Origin of the sequence: Serratia sp. CY29653 (assembly GCF_052169255.1) — a bacterium.
Taxonomy (GTDB): domain Bacteria; phylum Pseudomonadota; class Gammaproteobacteria; order Enterobacterales; family Enterobacteriaceae; genus Serratia; species Serratia sarumanii.
Map to the genome: position 1 here is coordinate 2,137,753 of NZ_JBJNLC010000001.1, position 19,598 is coordinate 2,157,350.

At 58.1% G+C, this 19,598-nt stretch carries 19 protein-coding genes; 11 read left to right on the forward strand and 8 right to left on the reverse strand.

The genetic code is table 11. The features are described 5' to 3' along the window. Window positions 1-254 precede the first annotated feature (254 nt). Entirely contained in the window at window positions 255-1,559 is a 1,305-nt protein-coding gene (locus ACJ8HN_RS10245) for an MFS transporter (protein ID WP_342176121.1), read from the forward strand. Between the two features lie 22 nt (window positions 1,560-1,581). Here ACJ8HN_RS10245 and cynR read toward each other — a convergent pair whose 3' ends face one another. Next, on the reverse strand, window positions 1,582-2,481 hold the full coding sequence (gene cynR / locus ACJ8HN_RS10250; RefSeq protein ID WP_442523374.1) for a transcriptional regulator CynR: 900 nt from the start codon (window positions 2,479-2,481) through the stop codon (window positions 1,582-1,584). Window positions 2,482-2,595: 114 nt separating this feature from the next. Between cynR and ACJ8HN_RS10255 the strand changes: the two genes are divergently transcribed. Together ACJ8HN_RS10255 and cynS are read left to right on the forward strand one after the other, a co-directional pair. Further along, entirely contained in the window at window positions 2,596-3,249 is a 654-nt protein-coding gene (locus tag ACJ8HN_RS10255; RefSeq protein ID WP_342176122.1) for a carbonic anhydrase, read from the forward strand. Between the two features lie 19 nt (window positions 3,250-3,268). Next, a complete protein-coding gene (gene cynS, locus ACJ8HN_RS10260; RefSeq protein ID WP_033637703.1) occupies window positions 3,269-3,739 on the forward strand; it encodes a cyanase in 471 nt (156 codons plus the stop codon). A gap of 115 nt (window positions 3,740-3,854) precedes the next feature. Here cynS and ACJ8HN_RS10265 read toward each other — a convergent pair whose 3' ends face one another. Next, window positions 3,855-4,352 (reverse strand): AAA family ATPase, encoded by a 498-nt coding sequence (locus tag ACJ8HN_RS10265; RefSeq protein ID WP_442523376.1) that lies wholly within the window; start codon window positions 4,350-4,352, stop codon window positions 3,855-3,857. 168 nt (window positions 4,353-4,520) lie between these two features. Further along, complete coding sequence (locus ACJ8HN_RS10270) at window positions 4,521-5,417, reverse strand: LysR substrate-binding domain-containing protein (RefSeq protein WP_442523377.1); 897 nt, start codon at window positions 5,415-5,417, stop codon at window positions 4,521-4,523. 132 nt (window positions 5,418-5,549) lie between these two features. Between ACJ8HN_RS10270 and ACJ8HN_RS10275 the strand changes: the two genes are divergently transcribed. Next, window positions 5,550-6,281 (forward strand): isochorismatase family protein, encoded by a 732-nt coding sequence (locus ACJ8HN_RS10275; RefSeq protein WP_442523379.1) that lies wholly within the window; start codon window positions 5,550-5,552, stop codon window positions 6,279-6,281. A 31-nt stretch (window positions 6,282-6,312) separates the two neighbouring features. On the opposite strand, the gene ACJ8HN_RS10280 is transcribed toward ACJ8HN_RS10275, so the two are convergent. Then, window positions 6,313-6,660 carry an antibiotic biosynthesis monooxygenase family protein gene (locus ACJ8HN_RS10280; RefSeq protein ID WP_033637697.1) on the reverse strand — a complete coding sequence of 116 codons (348 nt, stop codon included), beginning with the start codon at window positions 6,658-6,660 and terminating at the stop codon, window positions 6,313-6,315. Between the two features lie 175 nt (window positions 6,661-6,835). On the opposite strand from ACJ8HN_RS10280, the gene ACJ8HN_RS10285 reads away from it, so the two are divergent. The 5 genes from ACJ8HN_RS10285 (at window position 6,836) to ACJ8HN_RS10305 (ending at window position 12,560) form a co-directional block, all read left to right on the forward strand. Further along, window positions 6,836-7,519, forward strand: a complete 684-nt coding sequence (locus ACJ8HN_RS10285) for an ArsR/SmtB family transcription factor (RefSeq protein WP_442523381.1) — start codon at window positions 6,836-6,838, stop codon at window positions 7,517-7,519. A 74-nt stretch (window positions 7,520-7,593) separates the two neighbouring features. After that, entirely contained in the window at window positions 7,594-8,301 is a 708-nt protein-coding gene (locus ACJ8HN_RS10290; RefSeq protein ID WP_103829692.1) for a glutathione S-transferase N-terminal domain-containing protein, read from the forward strand. Between the two features lie 131 nt (window positions 8,302-8,432). Then, complete coding sequence (gene phoA, locus ACJ8HN_RS10295; RefSeq protein WP_442523383.1) at window positions 8,433-9,860, forward strand: alkaline phosphatase; 1,428 nt, start codon at window positions 8,433-8,435, stop codon at window positions 9,858-9,860. Between the two features lie 461 nt (window positions 9,861-10,321). Continuing rightward, entirely contained in the window at window positions 10,322-11,902 is a 1,581-nt protein-coding gene (locus ACJ8HN_RS10300) for a malate:quinone oxidoreductase (RefSeq protein ID WP_033637693.1), read from the forward strand. Between the two features lie 205 nt (window positions 11,903-12,107). After that, entirely contained in the window at window positions 12,108-12,560 is a 453-nt protein-coding gene (locus ACJ8HN_RS10305; protein ID WP_049233496.1) for a helix-turn-helix domain-containing protein, read from the forward strand. Window positions 12,561-12,633: 73 nt separating this feature from the next. Here the strand turns inward: ACJ8HN_RS10305 and ACJ8HN_RS10310 are convergent, their stop codons facing one another. Genes ACJ8HN_RS10310 through ACJ8HN_RS10325 form a run of 4 tightly spaced genes read right to left on the reverse strand, consistent with a single transcriptional unit; the run spans window position 12,634 to window position 17,600 of the window. After that, complete coding sequence (locus ACJ8HN_RS10310; protein WP_033647471.1) at window positions 12,634-13,701, reverse strand: fimbrial protein; 1,068 nt, start codon at window positions 13,699-13,701, stop codon at window positions 12,634-12,636. A gap of 14 nt (window positions 13,702-13,715) precedes the next feature. Further along, window positions 13,716-16,310, reverse strand: a complete 2,595-nt coding sequence (locus ACJ8HN_RS10315; protein WP_033646825.1) for a fimbria/pilus outer membrane usher protein — start codon at window positions 16,308-16,310, stop codon at window positions 13,716-13,718. 12 nt (window positions 16,311-16,322) lie between these two features. Next, window positions 16,323-17,009 carry a fimbrial biogenesis chaperone gene (locus ACJ8HN_RS10320; protein WP_033646826.1) on the reverse strand — a complete coding sequence of 229 codons (687 nt, stop codon included), beginning with the start codon at window positions 17,007-17,009 and terminating at the stop codon, window positions 16,323-16,325. Window positions 17,010-17,057: 48 nt separating this feature from the next. Further along, a complete protein-coding gene (locus tag ACJ8HN_RS10325) occupies window positions 17,058-17,600 on the reverse strand; it encodes a fimbrial protein (RefSeq protein WP_033647475.1) in 543 nt (180 codons plus the stop codon). A 512-nt stretch (window positions 17,601-18,112) separates the two neighbouring features. Here ACJ8HN_RS10325 and ACJ8HN_RS10330 point away from each other — a divergent pair. After that, window positions 18,113-18,829: an EAL domain-containing protein gene (locus tag ACJ8HN_RS10330; RefSeq protein ID WP_033637688.1), complete on the forward strand. Its 717-nt coding sequence runs from the start codon at window positions 18,113-18,115 to the stop codon at window positions 18,827-18,829. 21 nt (window positions 18,830-18,850) lie between these two features. Further along, window positions 18,851-19,441 carry a LuxR family transcriptional regulator gene (locus tag ACJ8HN_RS10335; RefSeq protein WP_004939094.1) on the forward strand — a complete coding sequence of 197 codons (591 nt, stop codon included), beginning with the start codon at window positions 18,851-18,853 and terminating at the stop codon, window positions 19,439-19,441. The last annotated feature ends 157 nt before the right edge of the window (window positions 19,442-19,598 follow it).

Here is a 19,598-nt window from a genome sequence, read left to right on the forward strand (position 1 = left end):
ACCGACATGGCACATTCGTTCAGATAACAGGAAAAACCAAATAAAAACAATTAAATACAGGAAGATTTAAAAATCAAACCACCGTTATCGCGCTAACTACTCTCATATTGCATATGATTGTACATACAAGTATATGTAAACGTGACGTTGCCGTTTTGTTGGCGTTTCGGGGCTCGGTTATCGCCGCCCCGGATAACACCACCCCGGCCAGAAAATAATAACAACACACCGTCCACCTATCGCGAGAGACAACGATGAACACTGCTGAAAACGCATTGCCCAAAAGCCAAACGGCGGAGAAGGGCGCGGTAAATTACAAAGTCATTGTCGGCGCCAGCCTGGGCAACGGCCTGGAGATTTTCGACTTCACCGTCTACAGCTTCTTTGCCGCCATTATCGGCAAACTCTATTTTCCCAGCGACAGCGCCTACGGCTCCTTGTTGATGTCGGTGGCGGTGTTCGGCGTCGGCTTTATCATGCGCCCGCTGGGCAGCATGGTGCTGGGTGCCTATGCCGATCGGGTCGGCCGCAAGGCTGCCATGCTGATGACCATCGTGCTGATGGGCGTCGGCACCGCCCTGATCGCCTTCGCGCCCACCCATGCGCAAATCGGCGTTCTGGCGCCGGTGCTGATCGTGATTGGCCGCCTGATTCAGGGGTTTGCCGCCGGCGGTGAAGTGGGCTCGGCCACCACGCTGCTGCTGGAGTCGGCAGGGGCCAACCAACGCGGCTTCTTCGTCAGCTGGCAGGCGATAAGCCAGGGCATCAGCGCCCTGCTTGGCGCCTCTTTAGGCCTGGCTCTCACCTATTTTCTGCCGGAGCAGGCACTGTATGCCTGGGGCTGGCGCGTGCCGTTCATCATCGGTTTGTTGATCATTCCCGTCGGCATCTATATTCGCAAACATCTGGAAGAGACCTACAGTGGAGAAGCGCCGGCTCACGCGCGGCCGCCGCTGAATCCGGTATGGGATCTGGTGAGCAATCATGCCAAAGATCTGTTGCTGGGCGTATTGATCATCATGTCCGGCACCGTGATGGTCTACGTGGTGCTGCTGTATATGCCGACCTACATGATGCAGACCTATCACATCGCCGGCCCGACCGCCTACCTGTTCAGCTGTATCGCCTCTGTGGTACAGATCATCGCGGTCTATTGCGCAGGCCGTTACGTCGATCGGGTGCAGAACTACAAAAGGCCGCTACTGTTCTCCATTTTTGCGGCGTTGCTCCTGATTTACCCGACCTTCTGGTTCCTCAGCGCCACGCAAACCCTGTGGCTGGCGATCGTTTTCCGCATCCTGCTGATCTGCGCGCTGGGCATCAACATGCTGTCGAGCACCATGCTGATCGTTTCGGCGCTGCCGCGCCACGTGCGCGCCACCGGCACCTCGATGATTTACGCCTTTGGCGTGACGCTGTTCGGCGGCTCGGCGCAGTTGGTCGTCACCTGGCTGCTGGACGTCAGCGGCAATCCGATGGCGCCGGCGTGGTACGTCACCGGCATGTTGACCGTCAGCCTGATCGCCACTCTGCTGTTCCGCGAACGTCATAAAGAATAGCGCCTGCTGCCGGGCCGTGCGGCTATCGGCTGCCCGGCACCGGCGTAATGCCCTGTTCCTGCAAGAGGGCAATAAACGCCTGCGCGGCGGCGCTGCGGTAAGCGCCTTTGCGCTGCAGCCATACCGCCTGCCGCACCGGCATGGCGTTGGCCAAAGCCACTTTTTTCAACTGCCGGTTCTCGCGCGCAATGGCGGCCGGCAACAGCGTGGCGAGCTGCCCGCGCCGCACGATCTCGACGATGGCGCCCAGCGCATTGGCCTCCACCGCCACCTGCGGCCGGAAACCCAGCTGCGTGCAGTAGCGATCGATAAACTGACGCGTGGCGAAGTCGCCGCTCAGCAAGGCCAGCGGCAGATGTTGCCACTCCGCCAGCGTCAGCGGCCGGCGATGAGACGCCAGGGGATGATCGGCGCCGACCATCAGCTCCAGCGTCTCGCTGAACAACGGCGCCGCTTCCACCTCCGCCGACTGCGCCATCTCGAAGGCAATGCCCAAATCCAGCCTATCCTGCGCCAGCAACGCCTCCATTCGCTCTTGCGCCATCTCCTCAATGCTCAGCGTAATCCCCGGATAGCGGCGGTAGAAGGCATCGATCGCCGGCCCCACCAGATAGGCGGTGAACGTGGGGGTCATCGCCAGCCGCAAATGGCCGCGCGCCAGCGTCGCCACGTCATGGATCGCCCGCGCGCCGGCATCCAGATCCTGCAGCGCCAGCCGCGCATAGCGCATCCACGCCTCACCGGCGTCGGTCAGACGCACGGCTCTGCCGCTGCGATCGAACAGCGGCGCTCCCAATGTGTCTTCCAGCTGCTTGATCTGTTGCGACAGCGTCGGTTGCGACACGTGCAGCGCTTCGGCGGCGCGGGTGAAGTTGCCCTGTTCGGCAACGGCCAGAAAATAACGGATGTGTCGCAGCAGCATAACGCCCCAGTTATTAGTAAAACCTATAGCTGGCATTATAAATGGGTCTTAGACCCTATAGCCAGAAGCGTTCATCATGCCGCCATCGCATAACGACACCCAATGGAGAAACGGATGAAAGAGGTGATTGAAGGCTTCCTGAAGTTCCAGCGCGAAGCCTTTGTTGAACGCACGGCGCTGTTTCAGCAGTTGGCGACCCGCCAAAACCCGCGCACCCTGTTTATCTCATGTTCCGACAGCCGCCTGGTGCCGGAGCTGGTCACCCAGCGCGAGCCGGGGGATCTGTTCGTGATCCGCAACGCCGGTAACATCGTGCCTTCTTTCGGCCCAGAACCCGGCGGGGTTACCGCCTCGGTCGAGTACGCCGTCGCCGCGCTGGGCGTGGAGGATATCGTGATCTGCGGCCATTCCGACTGCGGCGCAATGACCGCCATCGCCACCTGCCAGTGTCTGGATCACCTGCCCACGGTCGCCGGCTGGCTGCGTTACGCCGATTCCGCGAAGGCGGTCAATCAGGCTTATCCGCACGCCTCGGACAAGGCGCGGGTCGCATCGATGGTGCGCGAAAACGTCATCGCCCAGCTCAACAACATCAAAACGCACCCTTCCGTCGCCCTGGCGCTGGATCAGGGACGCCTGACGCTGCACGGTTGGGTCTATGACATCGCCAGCGGCGCTATCGACGCGCTGGACGGCGAAACCCGCCGCTTCGTGCCGCTCGCCACCCATCCCGAGGTGACCGCCACTCCGGCGAACGCCCGTTTTTAAGTCAACAAAAGGAGCTAACATGACACACTCTCTGCACAACGCCGCCCCGCGCGCAGCGCTCACCGACACCATCATGGCCGCCAAGATCCGCCATAACCTGACTTTCGACGCGCTGGCTGAGGGCACCGGACTCAGCCTGGCGTTCGTCACCGCCGCGCTGCTGGGGCAGCATGCGCTGCCGGAACAAGCGGCACGCACCGTGGCAGCCAAGCTCGGGCTGGACGAAGAGGCGGTACAGCTGCTGCAAACCATCCCGCTACGCGGCAGCATTCCCGGCGGCGTGCCGACCGATCCGACCATTTATCGCTTCTATGAAATGCTGCAGGTTTACGGCTCCACGCTGAAAGCGCTGGTGCACGAGCAGTTCGGCGACGGCATCATCAGCGCCATCAACTTCAAGCTGGATATCAAGAAGGTGGCCGATCCGGAAGGCGGCGAACGCGCGGTGATCACCCTGGACGGCAAATACCTGCCGACCAAGCCTTTCTAATCTACTTCCGCGCCATCGCCTTCCAGGCCGCGCTGCCGTGCGCGGAAGTCGCCTTCCACAACGCGTTTAACGCCGAAGCCTAACCCTATTGCCGGCGCCGTCATGGCGCCGGTTTTCAGTCCTGTTCGCCATAACGCAAGACTGTCATCCCTTCCTCTTCCGCCGGGGGAACAAAGTACTGCGCCAGGCGCTCAAACTCCGCTTCGCTCAGTGTAAACGGGTGCTCGCCGCGCGCGTTTCTCAGCGTTATCCGGCTCAGGCATTGCGCATGGCTGACGTCGAGAAAATGCAGACAGTGCGCAACGCCGGCCTCCTCCGCCAACGCTTTGGCCCAGCGCCGCCTGTCCGGCGTATTCATCGGGAAATCGAGCGCCACGGACCAGCCGCCGCGCAGCAGCTGAACGAGGTGCCCGCCCAGCGCCCGCCGCAACCGGTCGGAACAGCGCGCATAGTCTTGCAGGCTGGTCATCTCCTGCTCATACAGCGTCGCCAGCCACGCATCTTCGACCAGCAACAGCGTTTGCGGTTGCTGCGCCAAACGCTGCGCCAGCGTCGATTTGCCTGCGCCGACCTTGCCACACATCAGGTGTAAAACTGCAGGGTAGGTTTTCATGACGTTCTCCGGTCGTTGCCGGAAGGGGATAAAAAAACCCGCCTGCCGGCGGGTTTTTATTGGCGACACACGCGCTATCCCACCCTTTGGAGAAGGGTGATAATAATTTGCGCGAATGGGCGGTAGGATTTTTTCATAGCTAATGAATATGACAATCGTGCGCCGTTGTCAATTCGCCGTCATCAATCCCTGTTCTCGCACAAATTCGGTGAATAAACTCACTTTCTGCTGCACATGCCGGCGCGTCGGGTAAACCGCGAAAACCTGATGCACGTCGGCAATCTGTTCAGGGAACAGCCGCACCAGCCTGCCGGCGGTGATTTCGGGATCCGCCACGAACGACGGCAGCGAACCGATGCCCAGTCCCGCCACCAGCATATCCCGCAGCATCAGGCTGTTGTTGGCGATCAACCGGGGAGTGAACGTCACGCTCAGACTCTCCTCGCCGGCGGTGAACTGCCACTGCCCTGGCCTTTCCGCCAGGGAATAGGCCAGACAGCTGTGTCGCTGCAATTCATTCGGCGTTTGCGGCACGCCGTGCTGCGCCAAATAGCCGGGCGCGGCGCAAATTCGCTGGTGCACTTCACCCAGCGCCCGGGCGCTGAGGGAAGAATCCGGCAGCCGTCGGCGAATGCGCAAGGAAATATCGAAACCGGCCGCCACCACGTCCAATACCCTGTCGTCCAACGTCAGCTCCACCTGCAGCTGCGGGTAACGTTGCATAAACGGCGGCAGCAGTGGCGACAACACCGTCAGGCCGAACGAAAGCGGCGCATTGACCCGCAGCGTGCCGGAGACCTGCTGCGCGCTGGCGGCAACCGTCTGCTCCAGCGCGTCGAACTCGCCGAGCAACCGACAGGCTTCCTGGTAATAGAGCTGCCCGGCTTCGGTCAGGCTCATGCTACGGGTGGTGCGCACCAGCAACAGCGTCCCCAACCGGTTTTCCAACTGCTTAATCTGCTTGCTCAACGCCGCCGGCGTGATCGCCAGATCCTCCGCCGCCTTATAAAAACTGTTGCGCTCAACCACGCGACGAAAGGCGCGCATCGTCAGTAGCACGTCCATATTATGTCCTGATGGTTAATTATAAATTCAATAAAACACAGATTATTAACTTCAACAACCTCAGTAGACTTTATTCAACCGCCTCCCTGAGTGAGAGGTGAATTTAATCTACTGATAATCATGGAGTTAATAATGAAAAAGACCCTGTTCGCCCTGATGCTCGGCCTGAGCGCCGCCGCCGCCCCCGTCGCCGCGCTGGCGCAATCCCCCGCCGCCGACAGCCGCCAGGCGGGTTATGTGCAGCCGCTGACCGCCGAGAACAGCCTGTTGCTGTTGGTCGATCTGCAGGACATGTTCGGCATGACCATTTCCTCTATCGATCAAACCAACCTGGTCAACAACGCCACCGGCATCGCCAAGGCCGCCAAGGTGTTCAACGTGCCGACCATTCTGGCCTCGGCCAACGCCAAAAGCTTCGCCGGGCCGGTATTCCAGCCGGTGACGCAGGCACGCCCGGACCTGCAGGTGTACGATCGCACCGCCATCAACGTCTGGCAGGACCGGCGCGTGGTGGATCTGATCAAACAATCCGGCCGCAAGAAAATCATCATCGGCGGGCTGTGGACCGCCAACTGCGTGATGCTGCCGGCGCTGTCCGCCCTGGGCGAGGGTTATGAGGTTTATATCCTGTCGGACGTCACCGGCGACATTACGCCAGACAGCCAAAACAACGCCATGCAGCGTTTGGTACAGGCGGGCGCCACGCCCATCAACTGGGTGGCGTTGATGCTGGAATGGCAGCAGGACTGGAGCCGCAAAGCCACGGCGGGAGGCGTATTGCAGATCGCCCGCGACCACGGCGCCGCCTGGGGGATGGGCGCCAGCTACGCCGGGGCAATGAAGGTGGGCAGCGAAGCGAAATAACGGACGAAAGCCCGCCGCCGGCGGGCTTTCTTCAGGTGCGGTGATAACAACGGCTATCCTGCGGCGCCTGGTCGCGACTCTCCAGCCCGTAGTCCCGCACCACCTCCGCCACCCGCAGCCGATAGTGCGCCAACACCTCGCCACGGCCGCGCGCCTGCGCCGCCCGGTGCTGCTCGAGATTGCGCCACTGCTGCACCGCCGCCTCGTCACGCCAGAAGGAGAGCGACAGCAGGCGCGCAGGATCGGCCAGGCTTTGAAAGCGCTCGATGGAGATGAATCCGTCGATCTGCGCCAGCAGCGGCTTCAGCTCCGCCGCCAGCGCCAGATAGGTATCGCGCTGCCCGTCGGCGGCCTGCAGTTCAAAAATCACGGCGATCATTATCGTCTCCTCTCAACGGTAAAACTCAGGTACGCGCGCATTGTAGGAATGGCGCCACCGCACCGATTCCAACGCCCACTCATCAATATCCAGCGAACACAGACGCACAGCACCAGAATGCGACAGCCACAGGTTAGCAATGGACGCGCAGTCATACTTCGTCTAACCTCGAAGTATGCATAACATCAACTTAGAAGATCGTTTGGCGGCGCTGAGCGCCGCCATCGCCGACCGCACCCGGGCGCGCATGCTGTGCCTGTTGATGGATGGGCGCGCCTACACCGCCACCGAGCTCAGCGCGGCGGTCGAGGTCGCCCCGTCCACCGCCAGCGCGCATCTGGCGAAACTGCTGGAGCAGCGGCTGATCGCCTGCGTCAAACAGGGGCGCTACCGCTATTTTCGGCTGGCCGGTCAGCCGGTGGCCGAGGCGCTGGAAGGCCTGATGGCGCTGGCGGGCGTGCCGCGCACGTCGGTGAAAAGCAGCACGCCCACCACGCTGCAATATGCCCGCACCTGCTACGACCATATGGCGGGCGAGGTGGCGGTGAAACTGCACGATCGGCTGCATGCGCTGAACTGGCTGAGCGGTGAGGAAGACTACCGCTTAAGCGACGCCGGTCAGGCCGCGCTGACGCGGCTGGGCGTCGATTGCTCCCCCGCCCCCACCCGCCGCCGCTTCGCCTGCGGCTGCCTGGACTGGAGCGAACGTCGCTCTCACCTCGGCGGCGCGCTGGGCGCCGCGCTGTTGGCCGCCTTTATCCACCGCGGCTGGATCGTCCGCCGGCTCGACAGCCGCGAGTTGCAGCTGACCCCTGCCGGTAAAAAAGCGCTGGCAGCACATTTTGAGCTCACGGTGTAACCCGGCGGCGGGGTAGTTTTACTGCAATACTCAAGGGGTACGCTTAGGCCACCCCGCCAACCCGAGGAGTTTCCATGCTCGATTCCACCCAATTCCCGATCGTCAAACGCTGGCCGGCTCAGCACCCGGAACGGCTGCAGCTCTATTCCCTGCCGACGCCGAACGGCGTCAAAGTGTCCATCATGCTGGAAGAGATCGGCCTGCCCTATGAGGCGCACCTGATCGACATCGGCAACAACGAAACCTGGACGCCGGAATTCCTGGCGCTGAACCCGAACGGCAAGATCCCGTCGATCATCGATCCCGACGGCCCCGGCGGCCGGCCGCTGCCGCTGTTCGAATCCGGCGCCATTCTGCTCTACCTGGCGGAAAAGAGCGGCCGTTTCCTGCCGCAGGATCCGGCGCAGCGTTACGAAACCATTCAGTGGGTGTTCTTCCAGATGGCCGCCGTCGGCCCGATGTTCGGCCAGCTCGGTTTCTTCCACAAATTCGCCGGGCGCGAGTATGAAGATAAGCGGCCGCTGGAGCGCTACAAAAACGAATCGAAACGCCTGCTCGGCGTGCTGGAAACGCGCCTGGAAGGCCGCGACTGGATCATGGGCTCGGACTACACCATCGCCGATATCTCGCTGCTGGGCTGGGTGCGCAACCTGATCGGCTTCTATGAGGCGCGCGAACTGGTAGAGTTCGACAGTTTCCCCCGCGTCGCGCAGTGGCTGGAGCGCGGTCTGGCGCGGCCGGCGGTGCAGCGTGGGCTCACTATACCGGCGCGCGCGGCCTGATCGTCAAACGGGATGGCCGCCGGGCCGTCCCGCATTCCGCTGTCATAAAATTGTCATCCCTCTGCTCTACTCTCCTTACGTAACAATTTGATGTTATTTACATTGTTGTATTACGACAAGGAGCTTGCCCCATGCAACCTGCTGTATCCCTGATCGCCGGCGCCGTGCTGTCCGCCCTGCTCTGTTCCTCCGCCATCGCGGCGGAAACCTCGGCCAATGCCGATGGCCTGACCGAGCGCGCCGCGCGCGGCACCCTCACCGAACCGGGCGGCGCCCGTCGTCTGGCCGGCGATCAGACCGCCGCGCTGAAGGCGTCGCTGTCGGACAAAACGGTGAAAAACGTGATCCTGCTGATTGGCGACGGCATGGGAGATTCCGAGATCACCGCCGCGCGTAACTATGCCGAGGGCGCAGGCGGTTACTTCAAGGGCATCGACGCCCTGCCGCTGACCGGGCAATACACCCACTACTCGCTGGACAAGAAAACCCACAAACCGGATTACGTAACCGACTCCGCCGCTTCCGCCACCGCCTGGGCCACCGGGGTGAAAACCTATAACGGCGCGCTCGGCGTGGACGTGAACGGCAAAGACCAGCCGACGCTGCTGGAGATCGCCAAGGCGGCCGGCAAGGCCACCGGCAACGTCTCCACCGCCGAACTGCAGGACGCCACGCCGGCGGCGCTGGTGTCGCACGTTACCTCGCGCAAATGCTACGGCCCGGAGGAAACCAGCGAGAAATGCGCCGCTAACGCGCTGGAAAAGGGCGGCCGCGGTTCCATCACCGAGCAGTTGCTGAAAACCCGTGCCGACGTCACGCTGGGCGGCGGCGCGAAATCCTTCAACCAACTGGCGAAAAGCGGCGAATGGCAAGGAAAATCGCTGAAAGATCAAGCGGCGACGCAAGGTTATCAGTGGGTGAGCAACGCGGATGAACTGCAGGCCGTTACCCTGGCCAATCAGCAAAAACCGCTGCTGGGCCTGTTCGCCGACGGCAACATGCCGGTGCGCTGGCTGGGGCCGAAAGCCAGCTATCACGGCAACCTCGACAAACCGGCGGTGACCTGCGAAAACAACCCGGCTCGCACCGCGGCCACGCCAACGCTGGCGGCGATGACCGAAAAAGCGATCGCGCTGCTGAAAGACAACACGAACGGCTTCTTCCTGCAGGTAGAGGGCGCGTCGATCGATAAGCAGGATCACGCCGCCAACCCGTGCGGGCAGATTGGTGAGACCGTCGATCTGGACGAGGCGGTGCAAAAAGCGCTGGCCTTCGCCCGCGCCGACGGCAACACGCTGGTGATCGTCACCGCCGACCACGCGCACTCCAGCCAGATCGTCGCCGCCGACGCCAAAGCGCCGGGCCTGACCCAGACACTGACCACCAAAGACGGCGCGCCGATGACCCTCAGCTACGGCAACTCGGAAGAGGAATCGCAGGGGCACACCGGCACCCAGCTGCGCGTCGCGGCCTACGGCCCGCACGCCGCCAACGTGGTGGGGTTGACCGATCAGACCGATCTGTTCTTCACCATGCGCGATGCGATGGGCATCAAGTAACCGCCTTGTGAATCCTGGCCGCCCGCAACGGCGGCCGTTTATTATTGGTTACCGATGCGTATTTGCAATTTAACCGCAATTATTGTGTGATAACGAAATAACGTTTAATTACGCGACAATTAATCCCTGAAAATAACGCGGTTATATGGCCTTACTCCCCTCTCTGTTTATTCCTGCGACAGCAACCGGCCTATTTTTGCTTATATTCATTTTTTTTAGTTACAAAAGTAGTTTTTAACATTCTCGCAAACAATAATACCCCGCCAGTAACGTGAACCGATCAATTTGCATCCGGACGGCCTGCAATAGTTCACTTTTCGTTAAAAACCCTATTAACAAAAAGGCATTAGCGCTGCCTATCGGCTCACGCCGGGCGGTCGGCTTCACTATTTTCCAGGGTAACTCCCGCTAAATTCTTTCACCTGCAATGAGTAGAATTTACACACAAGAGATTTAATTCAATGAGAAAATTACTCGTCCTGATTTTCAGTCTCAGCCTGTTTAGCGTTACGCAGCAGGCGGCGGCTGAAGAGAAGAATAAAACCGTCGACGTGGTGTTGATCGGCGGCGGCATTATGAGCGCCACCTTGGGCACCTATCTGCATGAGCTGGAGCCGACCTGGACCATCGACATGTACGAGCGCATGAACGGCGTGGCGGAAGAGAGCTCCAACGGCTGGAACAACGCCGGCACCGGCCACTCCGCCTTCAGCGAAATGAACTACACGCCGGAAAAAGCCGATGGCACCATCGACATCAGCAAGGCGGTGAAGGTCAACGAGTCTTTCGAAATCTCTCGCCAGTTCTGGTCTTATCAGGTGAAAAACAATGTCCTGAAAGATCCGAAATCCTTCATTAACAGCGTGCCGCACATGAGCTTCGTGTGGGGCGACGACAACGTCAACTTCCTGCGTAAACGCTACGCGGCGCTGCAGCACAGCACCCTGTTCCGCGGCATGGAATACTCCGAAGATCCTGCGCAAATCAAACAGTGGGCGCCGCTGGTGATGAACGGCCGCGATCCGGCGCAGAAAATCGCCGCGACCCGCATGCCGCTGGGTACCGACGTCAACTTCGGCGTGATCACCCATCAGCTGGTTGACGCGCTGAGCACCAGCGACAAGTTCAAGCTGAACCTGAGCCACGAAGTGCGCGACATCAAGCGCAACGCCGATCAGACCTGGAGCGTGACCGTTGCCGATCTGAACCGCGACGGTAAAGAAACCACCGTTAACGCCAAGTTCGTGTTCATCGGCGCAGGCGGCGCCTCCCTGACCCTGCTGCAGAAATCCGGCATCCCTGAAGCCGACGGCTATGGCGGCTTCCCGGTCGGCGGCCAGTTCCTGGTCACCACCAACCCGGCGATCGCCAACCAGCACCTGGCCAAAGTGTATGGCCTGGCCAGCGTAGGTTCGCCGCCGATGTCCGTGCCGCACCTGGATACCCGCATGCTGGACGGCAAGCGCGTACTGCTATTCGGGCCATTCGCCACCTTCTCCAGCAAGTTCCTGAAGAACGGTTCGCTGTTCGATCTGCTGCACTCGCTGAGCACCTCGAACCTGATGCCGATGACCCACGTCGGTCTGGATAACTTCGATCTGGTGAAATACCTGGTCGGCCAGCTGATGATGAACGACGACGATCGCTTCGCCGCACTGAAAGAGTACTTCCCGGACGCCAAGCAGGAAGACTGGAAGCTGTGGACCGCAGGCCAGCGCGTGCAGATCATCAAGAAAGACGCGGATAAAGGCGGCGTGCTGCAGTTCGGCACCGAAGTCGTCAGCTCTGAAGACGGCAGCATCGCCGCTCTGCTGGGCGCGTCACCGGGTGCTTCCACCGCTGCGCCAATCATGCTGCACCTGATGGAAACCGTGTTCAAAGACAAAGTGGCGACGCCGGAATGGCAGAGCAAACTGAAAGAGATCATCCCGTCCTACGGCCACAAGCTGAACGGCGATATCGAGATGACCAACAAGATCCGCGGCTACACCAGCAGCGTGCTGGGTCTGAACTACATTGAAGTGAAACCGGAAACCAACTGATTTTCCACTCGTTTCCTGCTGGAAAGGCCGCTTTATGCGGCCTTTCTTTTATCCCCTGCGATTCAAAGAGCATTTTTGGTCACCTTTTTCCCCCCGGTTTACCCTTGCGTAACGGCGCACTCGCGCCTATTATCAAAGTATATTCTTGGATAATTAAGCTAAGTCACTGTGACCTGAATGTCGTTTTTGCGGGAGAACTAAAACCATGGATCGCGTCAATATCATTCACGATTTACTAGACTGGATTGAAACTCATCTGGACCAGCCGCTGCTGCTGGATAACGTCGCCGCCAAGTCGGGCTACTCCAAATGGCACCTGCAGCGCATGTTCCGCAGCACCACCGGCCACGCGCTCGGCAGCTATATCCGCGAGCGGCGCCTGTCGCAGGCGGCGCAGGCGCTGCGCTCCACCCCGCGTCCGATCCTGGATATCGCCCTGCAATACCATTTCGATTCTCAGCCTTCGTTCTCACGCGCCTTCAAGAAACAGTTCGGCAAAACCCCGGCGGTGTATCGCCGCACCACCCGCTGGGACGTGGCGGAATGGCCGGCGCAGCCGGTGGAAGTGGAGGCGCGCCACGATGCCCCCACGCTGCCTCGTTGGTATGCAGGCAAACCGCCGGAAGGCGTTTGCACCACCTGGATGGGGCTGCGCTGATAAACGCGGCATAACACGTAAAAAGGGTTCAGTTCTCGCGAACTGAACCCTTTTTAATTGAAGCGACACCGGATTATTTGAAGGTGACGTCAACGTTGGCGGTGGCGTTGAACACCCCGGTCTTCGGCGTATTGGTCAACCACTTCAGGTTCGCGATAAAGGTCTCTTTCACTTCGTTCTGCTTATCCTGCAGCACGCCGCCGAAATCCACGTTGGTTTGCAGTGGGATCGGCGTTTTGTTGGTGTCGCGTTGCTGAGTCAGGAAGATCGCCACGCCCGGTTTGGTGGTCGGCAGGATCTGCGTGTTATCTGACGGATCGGCGTTGGTGCTGCTGAAACTGGCCTGCAGAGACTGGCCAGCACACTCGCCGCCGCTCAAGGTCGCCTTGATATCGAACGGCACCTGCTTGGCGATAGTGCCGGTTTTGGCGCTGGACGTCGTCAACACACCGAAATCGACGCTGGCACCGTTGTTGGCCAACACGGTGATCTGCGGATTGCACTGGATCACGCGGATCTTGTCCAACCCTTTAATATAGGCGTTAAAGTTGCTGTCTTTGGTGGCGTTAAGGCCCAACTCACCATCGATTTGGAACAGCGACGCGCGCGCCAACGGCGGGAAGTTACCCGCCGGCGGTTTCACCCCGGTGGCTTTGATATACACCGAATAAGTGGCGGTCACCGCCTGAGGATCGGCTTTCCTTCTATTACTGCCCGGTTTGGTACCCGGCCCCAAATCAGGGCCCGTCGGCCGGTTGGAACTTTGCTTCAGGTTGATCGCATCATAATCACGCCCGTTGATCGACACCCCAATCTCCAACGACTTATCCAGTGCGCCGAACGAGTTCTGCGGGTTCCAATAGATGTAAGCGTTCTCTCCACGCGGGTAGTTGTCGGTATCCCAGCAGGTAAAGGTGGAGGTAAAGTTCTGCGAACGCCAAATCAGGTTGCCTTTAACAAAGTCGCTGGCAGCCAACACGATCGGGCGGCCGACGTCGATATCCTGCGTCACGCTGCCGGTTGGCCTGCTACTGCCGGTCGAGTTGCCGAAACGGCACTGCATCGCCGCCGCCTGTTGCGCCATCGCCAACCCCGCCAGCCCCACCACTGACAGAAGTGTGTTACGTGCTAATTTGCTCAAGTTCATGGTGTACCTTACAGTTTTTGGCATTGCAGGGTCAGTTCCTGATATCCCATGGCCGCTTGTTTATCGCCCACGTCCGCCGGGATCGGCAGTACGCATTGCTGGTCGGCTTTCGGACCCCATTTGATCGTCAGTTTCTCACCCGCTTTCACGCCGGAAACATAGGTTGCGCCTTCCAGGCCCACGGTGCCGCTGTTGCGGCCGGACTCGTTGAACACGCCGGCGCCGATGGCCGGATAACCGTTGTCACCCAGACGAGCATGAATCAGCAGGCTGACGCCCTTGAAGGTATCGAAACTCACCTTCACCACCGATTTCTCGGTCGGCACCACTTGCTTACTGGCCACCGGCACATCCAGGCCCGGGCCGAAATCTTCGGTGCGCAGCGCCACATAGTTGTAGCGGTACGGGTTAGCCGACGGCACAACCGCATAACCGAAGCGATCGATGGTCACGCCCGGCTGGTTTTCCAGACGCACACCTTTGGCGTCTTTCGCTTCCACCAGCAAGATAGTGTTCTGCAACGGCTGCGTCAGCGTTGCGCCGCCGGAGTGCACCAGCAGGCCGCCGGAGAGGCCCACCCCTTCCTGACGGTATTTCGAGCTGTAGGCATAGCTACCGTCGATGTTACCGATGCTGCTGCTGTAGCCCAGGTTCAGGTTGCTGCTCTGACCGGAGGACTGCGTATGCCCGGTGGAAACCGAATAGTTCATGCGACGATCGTCCAGCATGGTGCCGCTGATGCCGGTCGAGTAGCTGTCGCCGCTCTGTTTGCTGTGCGCCGCGCTGAAGTTGGCAGTGGTCGAATTGTTGCTCTGGCCCCAATCCAACGGGATCGACATCGTGAAGTTCACGCTGCGATCGGAATAGCCGTACTGGCCGCGCGTATCCTGTAGATAAACGCCGTAGGAAATGCGCTTGAAGCCGTCGTTGTAACCCAACTGAATCGTGCGATCGTTACCGGATACGCCCCAGTAGTTCTGATGGCTCACGTTGGCGTACAGGCTGGCCCCCGCCCACAGCTGCTGGCTGAGCGACAGCTCGACGCGTTCGCGCTTGTTGCCGTAGCGCGCGGTGTATCGAGTGCGTTTCTGATTGTTGCTCCAGGAAGGCTGGCCCGGCTGCAGATCGTTCGGATCCCAGTAATCATTGGCATAAATGCCGTTGCGCCAGCTGTTGCGCTCCTGGACCGCATCGCTGAGATCATAGTAACCGGAAGTCGCATAGCGATAGCCCGCCAACTGGAAGTTGGTGCCCATCTGGTTGAGCGATTTGGAGTACAGGAAACGGAAGCTCTGCCCCTGCTTGCGATCGCCGTTCGCCAGCTCGGTATCGGAGATCGAACCGTCCACGGAGATGGCACCCCACGATCCCAGGCTCTTACCGATACCCACGGCAGCGGAACGGTAGTGCTCGGCAATGATGGCGCCGCCGAACGGCGTCAGGCCATAGTTCATGCCGTATGCCGCAGTACCCTGAATCAGCTTCGGCTGATAGCCACCGTTACCGTTGTGGTATTTACCGGCGGTCAGCTGGAAGTTCCAAATGCCTTCGCGCAGCATGTTGGCCACGGAAGAGTAGGCGACGCTGAACGTTTTATGCGAACCGTCGGCCTCGTTGACGGTCACCTGCAGGTCACCGTTGTTGGTATGCGGATAGACGTCGTGGATCTCGAAAGGACCCGGCGCGACGTTGGTGCTGTAAATGACGTAACCGTTCTGGCGAATCTCGACGCGGGCGTTGGTCGCCGCCACGCCGCGCACCACCGGCGCATAACCGCGCAGGCTGTCCGGCAGCATGTCGTCAACACTGGAGAGTTGTACCCCGCGGAACTGGAAGCTGTTGAACACGCTGTTGTTGGTGCTCGCCTGCCCCATCACCAAACGGCTGCGCCATGGCACGATGTCGGTCTCGGCCCAGGAAGAGACGTTGGTCCAGTTGCTGCTGCTGCCACTCTGTTTGTCCCAGGTGGAGTTGTTGCGCAGGCGCCATCTGCCCAGGTTAAGGCCGCTGTTCAGCGCGAGGAACATGTACTCGCTGTCGTCAGCGTCATCTTTGCGATAGCTGTTCTTGTTGTAGTTGAAGTTATAGTTGGCGAACAGCGCGTTGATGCCTTCATCGTACATGCTTGGCGGGATCGCGCCGATAGCGCTCAGATCCATCATGGTCTGAGGTACGGAAATGTTGATCTGCTGCACCGCCGCGTCATAGCTGACGGTGGCGTCTTTAACCAACGCAGGCAGATCAACGCAGCTGCCGGCCTGCAGCGTTTCCGGCAGTTTGATGCCGTAGTTGCGCAGGTCTTCAACTTTCAGGCAGGGTTGAGACGCGGTCTGGCCTTTAACCTGACGAAAAGTAACATCCTTATGATCGACCTGAGTCAGGTTGACGTAGATGTCGAATGGGTAAACGCCCGGTTGCAAAGCATCGCCCTGAGCGACCGCTTCCGCATTGCTCAGGTTTTCATCGCCGTGAATAAACGACATGTTAAACTCTGCCAGCGCCGCTTCACTCCAGAACATCGGCGCACTGGCGGCAATGATTGCAATTCGGATCAGCTGTGTCAGCCGCGTCGTTCCGCCTGCTACTTTTCGTTGATTTGCCATTCCCTGTCTCTCTTATTGTACTGGAACGTCCTTGACTTCCGTTCTACCGCCAAAATCGTTGATATAACTGAAAGCAATCTTGTTGCCGACGCTGACGCCCGCCGGGATGCTGATCGATAAGCGATCTTTCGGGCTCACCATGTTGGCGTCCACATCCACGGTCTTGCCCGCGCTGTTTTTCAAATGCAGCGCCCCAAAGGTAATATGCAGCGGGCCATCGTTAATCACTTGCAGACGTGAACCTTCACGCTGCCAACGCAAGTTTTGTACTTGCTCGTCCAGCGTCGTTTTCAACGCCACCGGCCGGTAAAAAAGTTTGATTCGAGTACGCACCGCAACCTGCAGCACGTTTTCTTGCTTCGGCGCCGGCGGAATTTCCTGCACGTTAATCCACAGCAGGGTTTCTTTATCCTGAGGTAAGCCATTACCGGAATAGATAAAGCGCAGAACTGCAGTTTTGGCAGCGTCCAATTTCAGAATCGGTGGAACGACAACGACAGGCAGATTTTTCGGCACTTGGTTTCTGTCACCGGTGTCCAGCCAGGTCTGCACCATATAAGCTTCTGAAGCATCGTTATGAATCGGCAGAGAGGCGGATTTGTCGTCGCCTTTATAGATCACGCGAGTGGCATCTACCTGGATACCGGCGTAGCTGTTAAAGGTGCCCAGCATCAGCAGAGCAGCAAAGAACTTTTTCATCGGTTTCCTCTACGGGCCATCCTTGGCCGTGTGTGTCCTGAAAGACGATTATTTGTATTCGATAGTGAACGGGCTGGTGGCGTTAGCCAGACCTGCAGTTACGTTGCTGTCGAATGAACGGTAACGAGCCTGCAGGTTGAAGGTCGCTTTACCGTCAGCAGCGATGGTGACTTTCGCTACGTCGTCGTTGATGTTGGAACCGTCGCCGATAGCGAATGGCTTGCCGTTGTTATCGGTGATTTCGATACCCACGCCGGTAGCTGCAGCGCCGGTGCCGCCAACGTTGCTTACGGACAGCAGGTCTGGGTTGCCGGCAACGGTGTTACCGTCGAAACGCAGGCTGTAATCACCGGCATCACATTTTTCCAGAGAGATCTGGAAAGCTTTAGAAGCGGATTTAGAACCCACGGTTGGGAAAGCAGAAGTTGGGTAAGTACCCAGGTAAACTTCTTTATTCTGAGTATCGCTAGTTACCTGGCAGGTAGACTGTTTGATTTCACCGGTGAATTTAACAGTGCCGTTTGCTGCCATTGCGTTGGAAGCAGTTGCAGACAATACCAGGGCAGCCAAAGGCAATAATACTTTTTTCATTTCCAGCTCCATAGAACAATAAAATAATCGATTCAGTGGCGGGCTTATATATATTGCCGCCACTGAGCATACACTCAGCGATAGCACTCCCTTGCTGAAAAGGAGCGTTGCCTCGATGAACTCATTGCCGGACGAAATATAGACTAAGCATATTCTTAATGTTAAATCGTTTAAAACATTCATAAGCCCCCTCTTGATAGGAATAAACTATCGGCGAATACCTATCGATCGATGTTGACGATTCATATGAATAGGAATAATCTGTGTTTGGGAAAGCTGCAGAGTTCAAGATTTTGCATTAAGGTCTGAAAATCAGCATATTATCCCGAATATTTACATTTAGTAACAGATTGCGACATTTGGACTTTGGCACGAATTACGCGTTAAATGGTCTGTCGACACGCTTCGGCCATTCTGGCGCTTTAAATAAGAAATTTACCAATAAACCTGGAGTAACTTTCTTTTTAACCATTTAAAATCAACAAGTTAAATATCAATCCAAGGATTGGGAAATGAGCGGTTCTTTCAGAGAGAAAAATAACGGCATTAATTATGTTTTTCAGCCAATGTTCGCGAAATCGGGACAATTGCTGGCCGTTGAATGTCTGTCTCGCTTTACGTTTAATAGCGAATACGCTCATTTTTCTCCTGAACAGTTCTTTCGCCACGCCGATAGCGCCACCCGGATTGAGATTTTGATGGATCAGATCAATCTGATCGATAAATACAAACACTGGTTTCATGAAAACCAAGTGATAGCCACTTTGAATGTTGACGATTATTCTCTGCAATCGCTGGCGAATACTCACTTTGCCGAAAGAATTAATGCCATGCGCTGTATTCATTTCGAGATCAGCGAGAATTCAACCCGGCTGGTGAAAGATCGCGTGCACGGCGATCCGTCATTGAATAGTTATTCATTTTGGCTCGATGATTTTGGTTCTGGCTATGCGGGTTTTTCCGCGTTGTACAACAGCCAGTTCCGCTTCGTTAAGCTCGACCGTTTTCTGCTCTGGGACTTCATGAAAAAGTCCGGCGGCGAGGGCTTGATGCGCGCATTACTGCGCTTCTTTTACCTTAATCATTACAAGGTAATTATCGAAGGAGTTGAAACTCCCGAACACAAGAAATGGCTGGATGAAATGCCATATTACGCACTGCAGGGAAAGCTGTGGAAGGAATCCAGCATCAAGGATTTGAACTCGCTTCTTACAGCTGAATACTTTTAACTCGGTATTGGTGTTTGCCCTATGTCTAAAAACAACGTTCTTGTGATTAGTGAGTGTAAGTACAGCTATGTTGGCCTGTCGGTGCTGCTGAAGAAACACTACGGCGCGTACGATATCCGCCTGTTTTCCGATTTCATGCACGGCGGCGCCAAAGCAGAGAAGATCACCAAGCACGATATCGCGCTGATTTTCACCTCGCAAAACCTGGAGCAGAGCGTTAACGTGATCGAAAGCCTGGTGTCCCTGCACCAGCAGTACAACAGCAAAACGCGCCTGTTGGTGTTCTACGACGACGAGCGCGTGGTGAAACTGCTGTCGATCCTGGGGATTTCCGTTGAGTTGGTCTCCACCCGCATTCCGCTTTATTCGCTGCAGGAAAAAATCCAGCGGCTGCTGGAAAGCAAGGAGCCGGGCGGCATCAGAGTGCAGAAAACCCGCGAGCTCAGCCCGGCGGAAAGCGACGTGATCTTCAATCTGCTGCGCGGCGACAGCCTGCTGCACATTGCGGAAAAGCGCGGCACGCACCCAAAAACCATCTTTTCGCAGAAATACAGCGCGATGAAAAAGCTGCGGCTGCGCAGCATGAGCACCATCTTCGTCGCCGGCAAATAAACATCCTGGCTTGTTGCGCGGTACGCCGCGCGGCAACCCGTCTCCCCTGCCGCCACGTTAAATTAATGTAACAACCGGCGACAAAGCAGCAACAGACACACAACATCTCCTCCTGTTGGCTACGATTCGCACACGGATTATCCGTGAGTCATGTCGT